Origin of the sequence: Frigoribacterium sp. 9N (assembly GCF_902506305.1) — a bacterium.
Taxonomy (GTDB): Bacteria; Actinomycetota; Actinomycetes; order Actinomycetales; family Microbacteriaceae; genus Frigoribacterium.
Window position 1 is genome coordinate 2016833 of record NZ_LR733392.1, and the last position, 14337, is coordinate 2031169.

Below are 14337 nucleotides of genomic sequence, written 5' to 3' on the forward strand. Positions count from 1 at the left end.
GGGGCCTTCGTCGTCGCGGGGCGGGGCGCTGCCAGACGGCTCCGGCGCTACCCGGCGGGGGTGTTGAACCGGCGCAGCCAGCCGGCGAACTCGGCGAGCTCGTCGTCGGACCAGCCCTCGACGTGGTTGCGGAACACGGCGCGGTTCTCGTGGCGCACCTCGAGCATGCGGCTCTCGGCGCGCTCGGTGCTGCGCAGGGTCATGACCCGTCCGTCGGCGGCGTCGGGCACCACGTCGACGAACCCGGCCTCGCGGAGCAACGTGACCTGCCGGCTGACCGCGCTCTTGTCCATCGCCATCGCCTTGACGATGTCACCGGCGCTGCACGGCTGGTGCTTCATCACGTAGCGCAGCACGTAGAAGGCCGTGGGCGGCACGTCCGGGTCGAAGCGCGACGCCGCCGCGGCGATCGTGCGCTTGGCCTCGACCATCATCGAGCCGATCTCGTCGACCACGCCGGCCATGAGGCCCTCGCGGCCGTCGTCGTCGGGACCCGGGAGGTGCGGTGCGGCCTGCCCTGCGGCCCCGAGGAGGTGCGGTGCGGCCTGGTCGGCAGGGTCGCCCCCCGAGGGGCGCGGCGCGTCGAGCACCGCACCCTCGGGCTGGCCGTCAACGGTCGGCTGCGACATCTTTCTCCTCGACCAGGGACGAGAACACCGGACTCTCGGCCAGTTCGTCGGCGGGCACCGGGTGCCCTGCCACCTCGGCGGCGCCCGTCGCGATGATCGTGTCGATGGTACCGGTGGCGGTCGTCGTGTGGCCGTGGTGACGGCGCTGGCCCTCGTCGATCGGCGAGACCGGTGCCGGCGTCGACTCCGTCGCCGGGGCGCTCGACACGGCGGGGGCCAGGCCGGCCGTGGCCGCGGCTCCCTTGGCGGCCGGGGACGCGGCGTTCGCGTCGACCGGAGCCGCGCCTCCGTCGTGCTCGACCGAGGCCGAGGCCGAGGCAGCGCCGTCCGCCGGGTCGTCCGTCTTCGCCGCCGCACGCTGGAGGCCGGTCTTGGTGCCGAGCTCGACGTTGGGCAGCAGGCAGACGAACACGATGGTGATGATCGCCAGCGGGGCCGCGATCAGGAACACGTCGGCGACGCCCTGACCGTAGGCCGATTCGATGATGGTCCGGATCGGGCCGGGCACGGTGCTGAGGTCGGGGATGCTCGTCGAGCCGCCGCTGCCGAGCGCGCTGGGGTCGACCCCGGCGTCGGTGAGGCCGTCGGTGATGTAGCCCGAGACCTTGGTGCCGAGGACGGCACCCATGACCGAGACGCCGATCGTGCCGCCGAGGCTGCGGAAGAACGCGACGCTCGACGAGGCGGCACCGACGACGCTGACGTCGACCGAGTTCTGCACGACGAGGACGAGGTTCTGCATGACCATGCCGATGCCGAGCCCCATCATGGACATGAAGACCGAGACGATGGCGAAGTTCGTGTCGTACTCGATGGTCGACATGAGGAAGAGGCCGGCGGCGAGCAGGACCGATCCGACGATCATGTAGGGCTTCCACTTGCCGTACTTCGAGATGAGCGCACCGGCGACCATCGACGAGATCAGCAGGCCGAGCACCATCGGCAGGGTCAGGATGCCGGCCATGGTCGGGGACTGGCCGCGCGCGAGCTGCATGTACTGGCCGAGGAAGACGCTGGTGCCGAACATCGCGACGCCGACGCTGAGCGAGGCGATCACCGCGAAGGTGAAGGTGCGGTTCGTGAAGAGCGTCAGGGGGATGATCGGCTCCTTCGAGCGGAACTCCACGACGACGGCAAGCGCGAGCAGGACGGCCGCGCCGACGCCCATCAGCCAGCTGGTGGTCGAGTTCCAGTCGAATTGCTTGCCGCCGAGCGACACCCAGACGAGCAGCAGCGAGACGCCGCCGGCGATCAGGCCCGCGCCCCAGTAGTCGACGACGACGGCCTTCTTGGGCTTCGGGGGCAGGTGCAGGGTGCGCTGGATGACGATGAGGGCGGCGACGCCGACGGGTACGCCGACGAAGAAGTTCCAGCGCCAGCCGATCGAGTCGGTGAGCACGCCGCCGAGCAGCGGCCCGCCGATGGTGCCGACGCTCATCACGGCGCCGAGGTAGCCCATGTAGCGGCCGCGCTCACGTGGGCTGATGATGTCGCTCATGACGACCTGCACCAGTGCGGTGAGGCCACCGGCGCCGAGCCCCTGGAAGACGCGGAAGGTGATCAGCGTCGCGGTGTTCTGCGAGAAACCCGCGGCGACGGAGGCGAGCACGAACAGCACGAGGGCGACCTGCAGCAGCACCTTGCGGTTCGTCAGGTCGCTGAACTTGCCCCACAGCGGGGTGCTGACGGTGGTGGCCAGCAGGGTCGCGGTGATGACCCAGGTGTACGAGGTCTGGCTGCCGTTGAGGTCGCTGACGATGCGCGGCAGCGAGGTCGACACGACGGTCGACGAGAGGATCGCCACGAGCATGCCCATCAACAGGCCCGACAGGGCCGTGAGGACTTCGCGGTGGCTCATGCCGGGCGCTTCGCCCGGTTCGTGAGGTGCCGCGGGCTTCGTGCCCGCGGCGGTCGTGGTCTGCGACAAGGTGCGCTCCGGTGGTTCGAGATGGTGAGGACTGACCGCCGTTGGCCGGGTCCGTTGGTTGCCGAATGTCAACCATACGCTTTCGTTGACGATCCGCAACCATTTGAGTGCAGTTGCTGCACATTTCTCTCGAACGCCCGCGCGAGGGGGGCTCTCGACCGCGGACGCGCAGGAGGCGCGGTGCGAGTCGTCCTCGCACCGCGCCTCCTGCGGGCCCCGCCTCGCCCGTGAGCGCTAGCGGACCTCTTCGGGCCGCTTCTGGCGGAACATCTCGGCCGGTTGGTGGTCGCCGTTCCAGACCTGGGTGATGCCCCAGACGACGGCCATGAGCGGCACGGCGATGACGGCCCCGACGACGCCGCCGAGGATCGTGCCGGCGGTCAGGGCGACGAGGATGACGAGGCCGTGGAGCTGCAACGTGCGGCCCATCAGCACCGGCTGCAGGAAGTTGCCCTCGAGCTGGTTCACGACGACGACGATGCCGACGACGATCAGCGCCTGGACGGGGCCGAGCGCGACGAGGGCGACGAGCGCCGCGAGGATGCCCGCGGCCGTGGCGCCCACGAGGGGGATGAACGCCGTCAGGAACACGATGACCGCGAGCGGCAGGGCCAGCGGCACGCCGACGATCCAGAGGCCGACGCCGATCCCGATGGCGTCGACGGCGGCGACCGTCGCCGTGCCGCGCACGTAGCCGCCGAGGGTGGTGACCGTCTTGTCGCCGATGCGACGGGCGCGGGCGTAGTTCTCACCCTTGAACGGACGGAGCAGGAACTCCCAGATCGCCGGGCCGTCCTTGAGGAAGAAGAACAGCACGACGATCATCAGCACGAGGCCCGTCGCGAAGCTGCCCACGGCCGAGGCGCCGGCGAGTGCGCCCGAACCGAACTGCGAGCTCGTCACGAAGTCGACGGCCGTGTTGCGGACGTCGTCGATCTGCTGGTCGCTGATCGAGAACGGAAGGGTCGTGACCCAGTCCTGCAGCTTGTTGAAGCCCGAGGTGGCCGAGTCGGCGAGCGAGCTGGCCTGGCTCTCGACGGCCCAGACGATCAGCCAGGCGACGAGCCCGAGGATGATCAACACGGCGAAGAGGCAGATCAGGGTCGCGAGCACCGAGGGCACCTTGTGGCGCCGCAGGAAGGCGACGACCGGCAGCATGGCCGAGGCGAAGATCAGCGCGAGCAGCACCGGCAGGGTGACGAGGCTCAGGCTGAGGAAGACGTAGATGACGCCGATCGCGACGACGAGCACCGCGATGATCTGGACGGCGCGCGTCGCGAGCGTGCCGAACGCGTCGGCCCAGAGGGAGTGCCGGACCGCGGCGTCCTGTTTGGCCACCTCGGCTTCTTGGCTGCGGAAGAGTGCCACGGTGTCGTCCTCGTTTCTGGGGGTGCGGGGGTCGAGAGGGGCGCCGGGAAGGGCACGGCCGGGCACGGCCGCGTGCCGGTGCGCCGACGGAGGCGTCGGGGGTGATCGGCCCGACTAGGACAGCCAACCCCGTCACGAGAATATCGGGCCGGATCGGTGCCCCCGCGACCCGACGCGCGCCTAGCGTGGGAGGCATGCCGACCTCCGTCCTCGTCGTGTCCGACACCCACGTGCCGCAGAAGGCCAAGGCCGTTCCGGGTGCCGTGTGGACCGCGGTCGAGAGGGCCGACGTCGTCGTGCACGCGGGCGACTGGACCGGCGAACCGCTGCTCGACGAGTTCGAGGCCCGCGCGCGCCTCCTGATCGGGGTCTGGGGCAACAACGACGGCGACGCGCTGCGCGCCCGGTTGCCCGAGGTGGCCCGCACGACGATCGAGGGCGTGCGCCTCGCCGTGGTGCACGAGACGGGAGCCAAGGAGGCGCGCGAGCGACGCATGGACCGTGACTTCCCCGAGACCGACCTGCTGCTGTTCGGGCACAGCCACATCCCGTGGGACACGACGACCCCTGCGGGCTTGCGCCTGCTGAACCCGGGGTCGCCCACGGACCGGCGTCGCCAGCCGCACGCCACCTACCTCACGCTGACCCTCGACGCGGGCGAGGTGCGCGACGTGGTGCTGCACGAGCTGCCCGTGGCCGCCCGGGACCGCACGGGGGTGCTTCCGCACCCCCGGATGACGACCTAACCGGCCGGCGTCTCGGCCGGGGCCGACTCGGCAGGAGCCGACTCGGTCGGGGTCGGCGACGGGCTGGCCGTGCCCGACTCGGTGTAGCTGTTGCCGGCCGCCGTCACGACGAAGCTGCGGAACTCCTGCACCGTGAACGGACGGCTGCCGTCGTACTTCTGCCCGTTGACGAGGACCGTCGGCGTGCCCGTCAGGGCGTCGAGGTCGCTGTTCGGCAAGGGACCGTCGATGGCCCGCTGGGTCGCCGCCGTCACCCACGAACCGAACTCGTCGTCGTCGATGCACCTGGTGATGTCGCTCGCCTTCGTCACCCCGTCGACGCCGGTCGCGATGTCGGCGAGCTGCGAGTCGTCGAGACCGCGCGTGCCCTCTTCGGGTTGCTGCTCGAACATCGCGGTGTTGAAGTCGAAGAACGAGTTCGGCGAGTAGTTCGCCACGCAGGCCGCCGCGTTGGCCGCCCGGTTGCTGTACTTCGTGCCGAGGGACTGGTTCGTGAGGATGGCGACCGGGTGGTACTCGACCGTCGCCGCCCCCGACTCGACGAGGCCGCTGATGTAGTCGTTGTTCGCCTGCTCGAACTCGCCGCAGATGGGGCAGAGGTAGTCGAGGTAGACGACGATGTCGACCGTGTCGCTCGACGCCGTGGACGCCGACGCCGTGGGCTCGTCGTCGGGGCCGAGGGCCCCGGTCTGCACGGCCTCGAAGCCCTGACCGATCTTGATGCCGTCGCTGGCCATGTTGGCGGGGCCGGGGCCGGCCGGGCGGATGCTGTTCGTGATGACCAGCACGACGCCGACGACGATCGCGATCACCACGAGGGCGAGACCGCCCTGCAGCGCCCACTTGCCCGCGCGCTGGCGCCGCTTCTGCTTCTGGCGCGCCAGCTGGGCCTTCTGGCGGGCCGCCGCGCGCCGCTGGTTCTTGGTCAACGACGAGTCGTCGGGATTCAGGTCAGTCATGGGGCTCCGGTGCGCGACGGCCTCGCATGGTCGCGTCGAGCGGGTGGTGGGGACGGTCGCCACGAGTCGTGGCCACGAAACATGGTACGAGGCGAGCCTGGCAGAAGTCCGCCAGGCGCGGGCGAGAGCGGGTGGAGAAGAGGCGCTCCCGTGGTGATCCGAGAGATTTTCATGGCATGCTGATCGGTGGTGGTCACCGCAGACCTCTGAAGTTGATCACCGTCCATTCACAACGGATCGTCCGGCACGTACCTGCCGGTGAAGGAGAAGATCATGGCGTCAGTCACGTTCAGCAAGGCAACTCGTCTCTACCCCGGCAGCACCCGCGCCGCGGTCGACGGCATCGACCTCGAGGTCGCCGACGGCGAGTTCCTCGTCCTCGTCGGCCCCTCCGGCTGCGGCAAGTCGACCACCCTGCGCATGCTCGCGGGCCTCGAAGAGGTCAACTCGGGTGACATCTACATCGGCGACCGCAACGTCACCGACGTCCCGCCGAAGGACCGCGACATCGCGATGGTCTTCCAGAACTACGCGCTCTACCCGCACATGACGGTCGCCGAGAACATGGGCTTCGCCCTGAAGATCGCCGGCGTCGGCAAAGAAGAGCGGGCCACCCGCGTCCTCGAGGCCGCCAAGCTGCTCGACCTCGAGCCCTACCTCTCGCGCAAGCCCAAGGCCCTCTCGGGTGGTCAGCGTCAGCGCGTCGCCATGGGCCGCGCCATCGTGCGTCAGCCCCAGGTGTTCCTCATGGACGAGCCGCTGTCGAACCTCGACGCCAAACTGCGCGTGCAGACCCGCACCCAGATCGCGTCGCTGCAGCGCCGACTGGGCGTCACCACGGTCTACGTCACGCACGACCAGACCGAGGCGCTCACCATGGGCGACCGCATCGCCGTGCTGAAGGACGGCGTCCTGCAGCAGGTCGGCACGCCGCGCGACCTGTATGAGAAGCCGCAGAACGTCTTCGTCGCCGGCTTCATCGGCTCGCCCGCCATGAACCTGCTGCCCGCCGACGTCGTCGACGGTGGCATCCAGTTCGGCACCGCCGTCACCGCGGTCGACCGCGACACCGTCGGCCAGGCCAACGGCAAGAGCGTGACCGTGGGCGTGCGTCCCGAGGACGTCGTGGTCAACACGACCGGCGAGGGCCTCGCGGTCACCGTCGACGTCGTCGAAGAGCTCGGCGCCGACGGGTACCTCTACGGCCACACCGAGGTCGACGGCAACCGCGTCGACGTCGTCGTCCGTGTCGACGGTCGCAACCACCCCAAGCTGGGCGAGACGATCTACGTCACCCCGCAGGCGCACCACGTGCACGTCTTCGACACCGAGAGCGGCGAGCGCCTCGGCGACAAGGCCGTCGTCAGCGCGTAGCACCCCGTCGGGTCGGCCCGTCGAGTCCGCTCGGAGCACTCCTCCGATCGACCCGGCGGGCCGTCCCGCGTTCCGGCCCCGCGCCTCCCGAACCTCCCCCGCCGCCTCGCCTCAGGCGGCGCTCCCCCGCACGAGAGGCCCTCATGCCCGACTCCCTCAACATCACCTCGGCCACGGCCGACCCGGCGCTGCTCGACCTGCCCTGGGCCCTCCCGCTCGAGGAGTGGCCCGACGAGGCCATCGCGACCCTGCCCAAGGGCATCTCGCGCCACCTCGTCCGGTTCGCGCACCTCAGCGGCTTCGTCATCGCCATCAAGGAGACGTCGGGCGAGATGGCCCGCGGCGAGTACGAGATGCTGCGCACGCTGCAGCGCATGGACATCCCGTGCGTCGACCCGCTCGCGGTCATCACCAACCGCCAGGACGCCGACGGGTCGCCGCTGAACCCGGTGCTCGTCACACGGCACCTGAAGTTCTCGCTCCCCTACCGGGCGCTGTACTCGCAGACGCTGCGCCCCGACACGGCTCGTCGCCTCGTCGACGCGCTCGCCCTCCTGCTCGTCCGGCTGCACATCATCGGCTTCTACTGGGGCGACGTGTCGTTGTCGAACACGCTGTTCCGCCGGGACGCCGGTGCGTTCGCGGCGTACCTCGTCGACGCCGAGACGGGCAAGCTCTACCCGGGCGGCCTCTCGAACGGGCAGCGCGAGAACGACCTCGAGGTCGCCCGCGTCAACATCGCCGGCGAACTGCTCGACCTCGAGGCCGGGGGTCGCCTCGACGACAACCTGGACCCGGTCGACGTGAGCAACGGCATCGTCGCCGCGTACCGCAGCCTCTGGACCGAACTGACCGGGGCCGAGACCTTCGACAGCTCGGAGCGCTGGCGCATCAACGACCGCGTCGAACGCCTGAACGACCTCGGCTTCGACATCGAAGAACTGGCCATCAAGACGGCCGAGGGCGGCAGCCAGGTCAAGATCCAGCCCAAGGTCGTCGATGCTGGGCACCACTCGCGCCGCCTGCTCCGACTCACCGGCCTCGACGTCGAAGAGAACCAGGCCCGTCGACTGTTGAACGACCTCGACGCGTACCGCATGCGCACCGACCAGTCGGACTCTGACGAAGAGATGATCGCCCACGAGTGGGCCTCGCGCGTCTTCGAGCCCGTCGTGCGCTCGATCCCCCGCGACCTGCGCGGACGGCTCGAACCCGCCGAGGTCTTCCACCAGCTGCTCGAGCACCGCTGGTACCAGTCGCAGGCCGAGAACCGCGACGTGCCGATCGCCGAAGCCCTCACCTCGTACATCAACGACGTGCTGCGCCACCGTCGCGACGAGCAGATGGTGATCGAGCCCGCGACCGAGTCCCTCACGCTGCCCGAGGCCGCCCAGCTCGAGGCCGACGAGGCCGACGCGGACGAGGACTGGCGCAGCAAGGTCTGAGAACGCAGGAGGCGCGGGCCGGCGACCAGCCGACCCGCGCCTCCTCGAGGCCCCGCGTCTCGCGGGCGCCCGCGCTACTTCTTCTTGCGCTCGGCGCGGAGCTTCGAGATCTCGTACAACGTGACCGAGGCCGCGATGCCGGCGTTCAACGATTCGACGGCACCGGTGATCGGCACCGACACGATCGCGTCGCAGGTCTCGGCGACGATGCGCGACAGGCCCTTGCCCTCGCTGCCGACGACGACCACGATCGGGCGGTCGGCGAGCTCCAGCCCCGGCAGCATGACGTCGCCGTCACCGTCGAGGCCCACGACGAACACGCCCTGCTCCTTGAACGACTTGAGGGTCTGGGTCAGGTTCGACGCCATCGCGACGGGGATGCGCGCGGCTGCGCCGGCCGAGGTCTTCCAGGCCGACGCCGTCAGGCCGACCGAACGACGCTGCGGGACGATGACGCCCTGCCCGCCGAACGCGGCCACCGAGCGGATGATCGCTCCGAGGTTGCGCGGGTCGGTGATGCCGTCGAGCGCGACGAAGAGCGGCTTCTGCTGGCGCTTGACCGCGGCCTCGAGCATGTCGACGGGGTGCGCGTACTCGTACGGCGGCACCTTGAGCGCGACGCCCTGGTGCACGGAGTCGTGCCCGGTGATGCGGTCGAGCTCGGGGCGCATGACCTCGAGGATCGGCAGGCCGCGGCGGGTGGCGAGCTGCAGGATCTCTTTCGTGCGCTCGTCCATCTCGATGCGGGCGGCGATGTAGAGCGTCGTCGCGGGGATGCGCGTCCGCAGGGCCTCGACGACGGAGTTGCGACCGGTCACCATCTCGTGGTCGTCGGCCGACTTGGGGCGACGACGGGGGGCGTCCGGTCCGCCGCGACCGGCGATCGGCGATCCGGCACGGGGACCGGCTCCGCCACGACCACGGGCCGCCTCGAGTCGCTCGCGCGCCGCCTTGGCCTTGCCCGCGGGGTGGTACGGGCGGTCCTCCGCCGCGGGGGTGGGCTTCTTGCCCTCGAGCGCCTGGCGCCCCTGGCCGCCGCTGCCGACCTGCTTGCCCTTGCTGCCCTGACGCACGGCACTGCTGCCGGGACGGCCCTTGCGTGCTCCGCTGGTGTTCTTCACTGTTCGAGGCTCCAATGCGACCCGCTGGGGGTGTCTTCGATGGTGATGCCGGCGCCCGTCAGGACGCCTCTGATCTCGTCGGCCCGCGAGAAGTCGCGATCGGCCCGGGCTTGCTGGCGTTCGGCCAAGAGTACGTCGACCAGCGTGCTGAGCGCGCGGTGCGCGTCGGCCTCGTCACCGGCACGCCACTCGGGCGCCGTCGGGTCGATGCCGAGCACGGCCACCATGGCGGCCACGTGCTGCCAGGAGCGCGCGGCGGTGTCGAGGTCGCCGTCGTCGAGGGCCACGTTGCCGGCGCGCACCGTGTCGTGCAGCACGGCCACGGCCTGGGGGACGTTGAGGTCGTCGTCCATCGCCTCGCCGAACTCGTCGGGCACGACGCGGGCACCGACACCGGCGAAGCGCGTGTCGGCGAGGCGACGCTGAGCCCGTTCGAGGAACGTCTCGACGCGGTCGAGGGCTGCCTCGGCCTCGAGCAGCGCGCCCTCGTGGTAGTCGATGGTCGACCGGTAGTGCGCGGCGCTGAAGAAGTAGCGGACGACGACGGGACGGGCCTGCGCCAGGAAGTCGGCGGCGAAGATGGAGTTGCCGAGGGACTTCGACATCTTCTGGCCCTCGACGGCGACGAGGCCGTTGTGCATCCAGTACGAGGCGAAGCCCATGCCGGCCGCGGTCGACTGCGCCAGCTCGTTCTCGTGGTGCGGGAACCGCAGGTCGAGCCCGCCGCCGTGGATGTCGAACGCCTCACCGAGGTAGCGGGCCGACATCGCCGAGCACTCGATGTGCCAGCCGGGTCGCCCGTCACCCCAGGGCGAGGCCCACGAGGCGGACTCGGGCTCGTCGGCCTTGTGGCCCTTCCAGAGGGCGAAGTCGCGGGAGTCGCGCTTGCCCCGCGGGTCGGCGTCGGCCGCGGGTGCCATGTCGTCGATCGACTGGTTGGTCAGGGCACCGTACGTCGGCCAGGCGGCGGTGTCGAAGTAGACGTCGCCCGAGCCGTCCGGGGCGACGTAGGCGTGCCCCTTCTCGAGCAGGGTCGTGATGATCTGCTGCATCTCGCTGACGCTGGCGGTCGCCCGGGGCTCGTAGGTCGGCGGCAGGATGCCGAGCGCCTGGTAGCCGGCGGTGAACTCGAGTTCGTAGCGGTAGGCGCGCGCCCACCATTCTTCGGTCGTGTCGGCGGCCAGCGCGAGGATCTTGTCGTCGATGTCGGTGACGTTGCGCACGAGGGTGACGTCGAGGCCACGGTAGGTGAACCACCGACGCCAGAGGTCGTAGACCAGAGCCGAACGCAGGTGCCCGATGTGGGGCGACGACTGGACGGTGGGTCCACAGACGTACAGCCCGACCTGGCCGGGCACGAGCGGGACGAAGTCGACGAGCGTCTGCTGACGGGAGTCGTAGAGCCTGATGGTCACGTGATCAGCCTATTTGACGCGGCTTCGGTCGCGTCGCCCGGGGACGCCCCGTGGCCCGTGGACGACCCGTCGCGCGTGACGAGTGCCGTCGCGATCACGGCCACGCCCTCGCCCCGACCGGTGAAGCCGAGCCCGTCGGTCGTCGTGGCCGACACGCTCACCGGGGCGCCGACCACGCGCGTCAGCCCCGCCTGCATCTCGACGCGGCGGGAGGACAGCCGGGGCCGGTTGCCGACGACCTGGACGGCGACGTTGACCGGAGCGGCCCCCGCCGCCGCGAGCAGCTCGAGGGTCGCCGTGAGGAAGACGTCGCCGGACGCCCCGGCGAACCGGGGGTCGTCGGTGCCGAAACTCGACCCGATGTCGCCGAGGCCCGCGGCCGAGAGCAGGGCGTCGACGATCGCGTGGGCGACCGCGTCGCCGTCGCTGTGGCCCGCGAGGCCCGCCTCGCCCGGGAAGTGCAGCAGCCCGAGGTGCATCGGCTGGGCCGCGTCGAACGCGTGGACGTCGGTGCCGACCCCGGTCAGGAGGCGCGGGGCCGGTCGAGCGCTCGCGTCAGGACCCGGCCGGGTCGCCTCGGTCTCGGCGACGACCGTCTCGGCCCGGCGCAGGTCCCACGGGGTGGTGATCTTGAAGGCCACGGGGTCGCCCGCCACGACGCGGACGCGGTGACCGGCGGCGGCGAAGAGCGCCGCGTCGTCGGTGTGCTCGACGGACGCCGTCGCGTAGGCGTGGTCGAGGGCGGCGCGCGGGAACCCCTGCGGCGTCTGCATGGCGACGAGTTCGCTGCGGTCGACGGTGTCGACGACGAAGGCGGCGTCAGAGTCGACGCGTTTGATCGTGTCGGTGACCGGGAGCCCCGGGACGACGCCGTCACCGCTCGCCTCGACGGTCGTCGCGACCAGGTCGAACTGGGCGGTGGGCGTGAACGGTCGGGCGCAGTCGTGGACGAGCACGGTCTCGACGTCGGGCCCCAGGGCCGTCAGGCCGGCGGCGACCGATTGCTGGCGGGTGGCACCGCCGACGACGACGGAGGCGTAGTCACGGGCCGGGCCGGCGAGGGCGTCGACGAGGGTGCGGGACTCGTCGACGAGCGCCTCGGGCACGACGACGACGACTTGCGTCGGCACGGCCGAGGCGAAGACGGCGTCGAGCGAGCGTTCGAGGATGCTGCGCCCGGCCACCTCGACGAAGGCCTTCGGCTTGCCGAGGGCGAGGCGCGTGCCGCTTCCGGCCGCAACGACGACGACCGCCCGACCGGCGGCGGACGGGGTGTGGACCCCGCCGTCGTCGACCGAGCGGTCGTCGGGAGTGCTAGGACGCAAGGACCTCGTCGAGGACGCTCGACGCCTTCTCTTCGTCGGTCTTCTCGGCGAGCGCGAGCTCGCTGATCAGGATCTGACGAGCCTTGGCGAGCATGCGCTTCTCGCCGGCCGAGAGGCCACGGTCCTGATCGCGACGCCAGAGGTCACGGACGACCTCGGACACCTTGATGACGTCACCGCTGGCGAGCTTCTCGAGGTTCGCCTTGTAGCGGCGCGACCAGTTGGTCGGCTCTTCGGTGAAGGGGGCGCGGAGCACGTCGAAGACGCGGTCCAGCCCTTCTTTGCCGATGACGTCTCGCACGCCGACCAGGTCGACGTTGTCTGCGGGTACTTCGATGGTCAGATCACCCTGGGTGACGCGAAGCTTGAGGTACAGCTTCTCTTCGCCCTTGATGATCCGCTTCTTGACTTCTGAGATTGTCGCTGCCCCGTGGTGCGGGTATACAACGGTCTCGCCGACCTCGAACTGCATGAATCAGGCTCCATTCTGCGACACCCAGGATACCATAAGCCGGCGTTGGTAAGGCTGCCCTAAGGAACCGACCCCTGCGGGCGCGGATAAGCTGGACGACGTACGTTTGTCGTGACGCTGATCCTGGAGGACACCTGTGCGAGCCCCAACCCTGAAGTCGCGTGGCTTGACGACGCGGCTCGTCTCGGCCGCCGCCGTCGGTGCCGTGGTCGTCCTGACCGCCGCCGGCTGCAACTTCATCAGCCCCCAGGCCACCACCAAGCAGTACGACGCGAGCGACGGCACGAGCGTCAACGTGGGCGCCATCCAGGTGCGCAACGCGATCGCCCTCACCGCGAGCGAGGGCGACGGCGGCACCGCCAGCCTCAGCATGGTCGTGCTCAACACGAGCGACGAGGCCGCCGAGGTCTCGTTCGAGTACCCCACGACCGACGGCAAGAAGACCCAGACCGTCGACCTCGACGGCTCGTCGCAGGTCTCGCTGGGCACCGAGCCCGGTCAGGACCAGTTCCTCATGGAGTCCCTCGACTCCGACCCGGGTGCCCTCGTGACGATCTTCGTCCAGTACGGCAGCGAGACCGGCAAGTCGTTCGTCGTGCCCGTCCTCACGGGCGCGCTGGGCGAGTACGCCACCCTGCTGCCCTCGCCCACGCCGTCCGGCGAGGCCACGCCGTCGTCGACGCCGTTGCCCGAGGCGACCCAGCAAGCGCCCTCCTCGTCGCCGACGCCGTAGCGTCTCCACCACGTCAGCCGAGAGGCCCGGCCCGCCGAGTGCGGTGCCGGGCCTCTCGCGTACTCCGTGCACCGCGCCTCCTCGGGGCCGTCGGCGCGGTGGGGACGGGCCGACGGCCCGCCCTCGGGATCAGGCCTCGATGCGGTAGCCGAGACCGCGCACCGTCACGAGCGCCTTCGGCTCGGACGGCACGGCCTCGATCTTCGAGCGGATGCGCTTGATGTGCACGTCGAGCGTCTTGGTGTCGCCGAAGTAGTCCGAACCCCAGACCCGGTCGATCAGCTGACCGCGGGTGAGCACGCGGCCGGCGTTGCGCATGAGCAGTTCGAGCAGCTCGAACTCCTTGAGGGGCATGGCGACGTCGTCCCCGCGGACCGTCACCACGTGACGCTCGACGTCCATGCGGATGTCGCCTGCCTCGAGCATCGAGTCGGACAGGTCGTCGGGGTCGACGCGGCGGCGCAGCACCGCCCGGATGCGGGCGAGCAGCTCCCGGGTCGAGTACGGCTTCGTGACGTAGTCGTCGGCACCCAGCTCGAGGCCGACCACGATGTCCACCTCGCTGTCCTTGGCGGTGAGCATGACGATCGGCACCTGGGACCTCGTGCGGATCACGCGGCAGACCTCGGTGCCCGGGATGCCCGGGAGCATGAGGTCGAGCAGCACGAGGTCGGCACCGGTCTTGTCGAACGCCGCGACGGCGGCCGGTCCGTCCTCGGCCACGCTCACCTGGTAGCCCTCGCGCTGCAGGATGTAGGCGAGCGGCTCGCTGAGGGACTCTTCGTCCTCGACGATCAAGATGTGGGTCATCGGGTCTCCATGG

At 70.4% G+C, this 14337-nt stretch carries 13 protein-coding genes; 4 read left to right on the forward strand and 9 right to left on the reverse strand.

Translation table 11 applies throughout. The annotated features are described in order from the left end of the window. Positions 1-47: 47 nt before the first annotated feature. From ARTHRO9V_RS12480 to ARTHRO9V_RS12490, 3 genes are all read right to left on the reverse strand, one after another. The gene (locus tag ARTHRO9V_RS12480; RefSeq protein ID WP_056043173.1) at positions 48-629 is read right to left on the reverse strand and encodes a MarR family winged helix-turn-helix transcriptional regulator; all 582 of its coding nucleotides are present in this window, start codon (positions 627-629) and stop codon (positions 48-50) included. Further along, entirely contained in the window at positions 610-2487 is a 1878-nt protein-coding gene (locus tag ARTHRO9V_RS12485) for an MDR family MFS transporter (RefSeq protein ID WP_159827631.1), read from the reverse strand. The genes ARTHRO9V_RS12480 and ARTHRO9V_RS12485 overlap by 20 nt, the downstream gene beginning before the upstream one ends. A gap of 303 nt (positions 2488-2790) precedes the next feature. Further along, entirely contained in the window at positions 2791-3924 is a 1134-nt protein-coding gene (locus tag ARTHRO9V_RS12490) for an AI-2E family transporter (protein WP_159827634.1), read from the reverse strand. Between the two features lie 194 nt (positions 3925-4118). Between ARTHRO9V_RS12490 and ARTHRO9V_RS12495 the strand changes: the two genes are divergently transcribed. After that, positions 4119-4670: a metallophosphoesterase gene (locus ARTHRO9V_RS12495; protein WP_159827637.1), complete on the forward strand. Its 552-nt coding sequence runs from the start codon at positions 4119-4121 to the stop codon at positions 4668-4670. Here ARTHRO9V_RS12495 and ARTHRO9V_RS12500 read toward each other — a convergent pair. Continuing rightward, on the reverse strand, positions 4667-5629 hold the full coding sequence (locus ARTHRO9V_RS12500; protein ID WP_159827640.1) for a thioredoxin domain-containing protein: 963 nt from the start codon (positions 5627-5629) through the stop codon (positions 4667-4669). The two genes, ARTHRO9V_RS12495 and ARTHRO9V_RS12500, sit on opposite strands and share 4 nt — an antisense overlap. Positions 5630-5902: 273 nt before the next feature. Here ARTHRO9V_RS12500 and ARTHRO9V_RS12505 point away from each other — a divergent pair, with 273 nt between their 5' ends. Together ARTHRO9V_RS12505 and ARTHRO9V_RS12510 are read left to right on the forward strand one after the other, a co-directional pair. Then, positions 5903-7003 carry an ABC transporter ATP-binding protein gene (locus ARTHRO9V_RS12505; protein ID WP_043597318.1) on the forward strand — a complete coding sequence of 367 codons (1101 nt, stop codon included), beginning with the start codon at positions 5903-5905 and terminating at the stop codon, positions 7001-7003. Between the two features lie 143 nt (positions 7004-7146). Then, on the forward strand, positions 7147-8448 hold the full coding sequence (locus ARTHRO9V_RS12510) for a DUF4032 domain-containing protein (RefSeq protein WP_056043184.1): 1302 nt from the start codon (positions 7147-7149) through the stop codon (positions 8446-8448). Positions 8449-8522: 74 nt separating this feature from the next. On the opposite strand, the gene rlmB is transcribed toward ARTHRO9V_RS12510, so the two are convergent. Genes rlmB through ARTHRO9V_RS12530 form a run of 4 tightly spaced genes read right to left on the reverse strand, consistent with a single transcriptional unit; the run spans position 8523 to position 12781 of the window. Then, on the reverse strand, positions 8523-9569 hold the full coding sequence (gene rlmB, locus ARTHRO9V_RS12515; protein ID WP_056043187.1) for a 23S rRNA (guanosine(2251)-2'-O)-methyltransferase RlmB: 1047 nt from the start codon (positions 9567-9569) through the stop codon (positions 8523-8525). Continuing rightward, the gene (cysS, locus tag ARTHRO9V_RS12520; RefSeq protein ID WP_159827643.1) at positions 9566-10984 is read right to left on the reverse strand and encodes a cysteine--tRNA ligase; all 1419 of its coding nucleotides are present in this window, start codon (positions 10982-10984) and stop codon (positions 9566-9568) included. The genes rlmB and cysS overlap by 4 nt, the downstream gene beginning before the upstream one ends. Then, positions 10981-12309: a 2-C-methyl-D-erythritol 4-phosphate cytidylyltransferase gene (gene ispD / locus ARTHRO9V_RS12525; protein WP_123571715.1), complete on the reverse strand. Its 1329-nt coding sequence runs from the start codon at positions 12307-12309 to the stop codon at positions 10981-10983. Before ispD ends, cysS begins: the two co-directional genes overlap by 4 nt. Beyond that, on the reverse strand, positions 12299-12781 hold the full coding sequence (locus tag ARTHRO9V_RS12530) for a CarD family transcriptional regulator (protein ID WP_043597211.1): 483 nt from the start codon (positions 12779-12781) through the stop codon (positions 12299-12301). Before ARTHRO9V_RS12530 ends, ispD begins: the two co-directional genes overlap by 11 nt. A gap of 166 nt (positions 12782-12947) precedes the next feature. On the opposite strand from ARTHRO9V_RS12530, the gene ARTHRO9V_RS12535 reads away from it, so the two are divergent. Further along, positions 12948-13514 carry a hypothetical protein gene (locus tag ARTHRO9V_RS12535; protein ID WP_159827647.1) on the forward strand — a complete coding sequence of 189 codons (567 nt, stop codon included), beginning with the start codon at positions 12948-12950 and terminating at the stop codon, positions 13512-13514. A gap of 129 nt (positions 13515-13643) precedes the next feature. On the opposite strand, the gene ARTHRO9V_RS12540 is transcribed toward ARTHRO9V_RS12535, so the two are convergent. Continuing rightward, on the reverse strand, positions 13644-14324 hold the full coding sequence (locus ARTHRO9V_RS12540; RefSeq protein ID WP_056043202.1) for a response regulator transcription factor: 681 nt from the start codon (positions 14322-14324) through the stop codon (positions 13644-13646). Positions 14325-14337 lie beyond the last annotated feature (13 nt).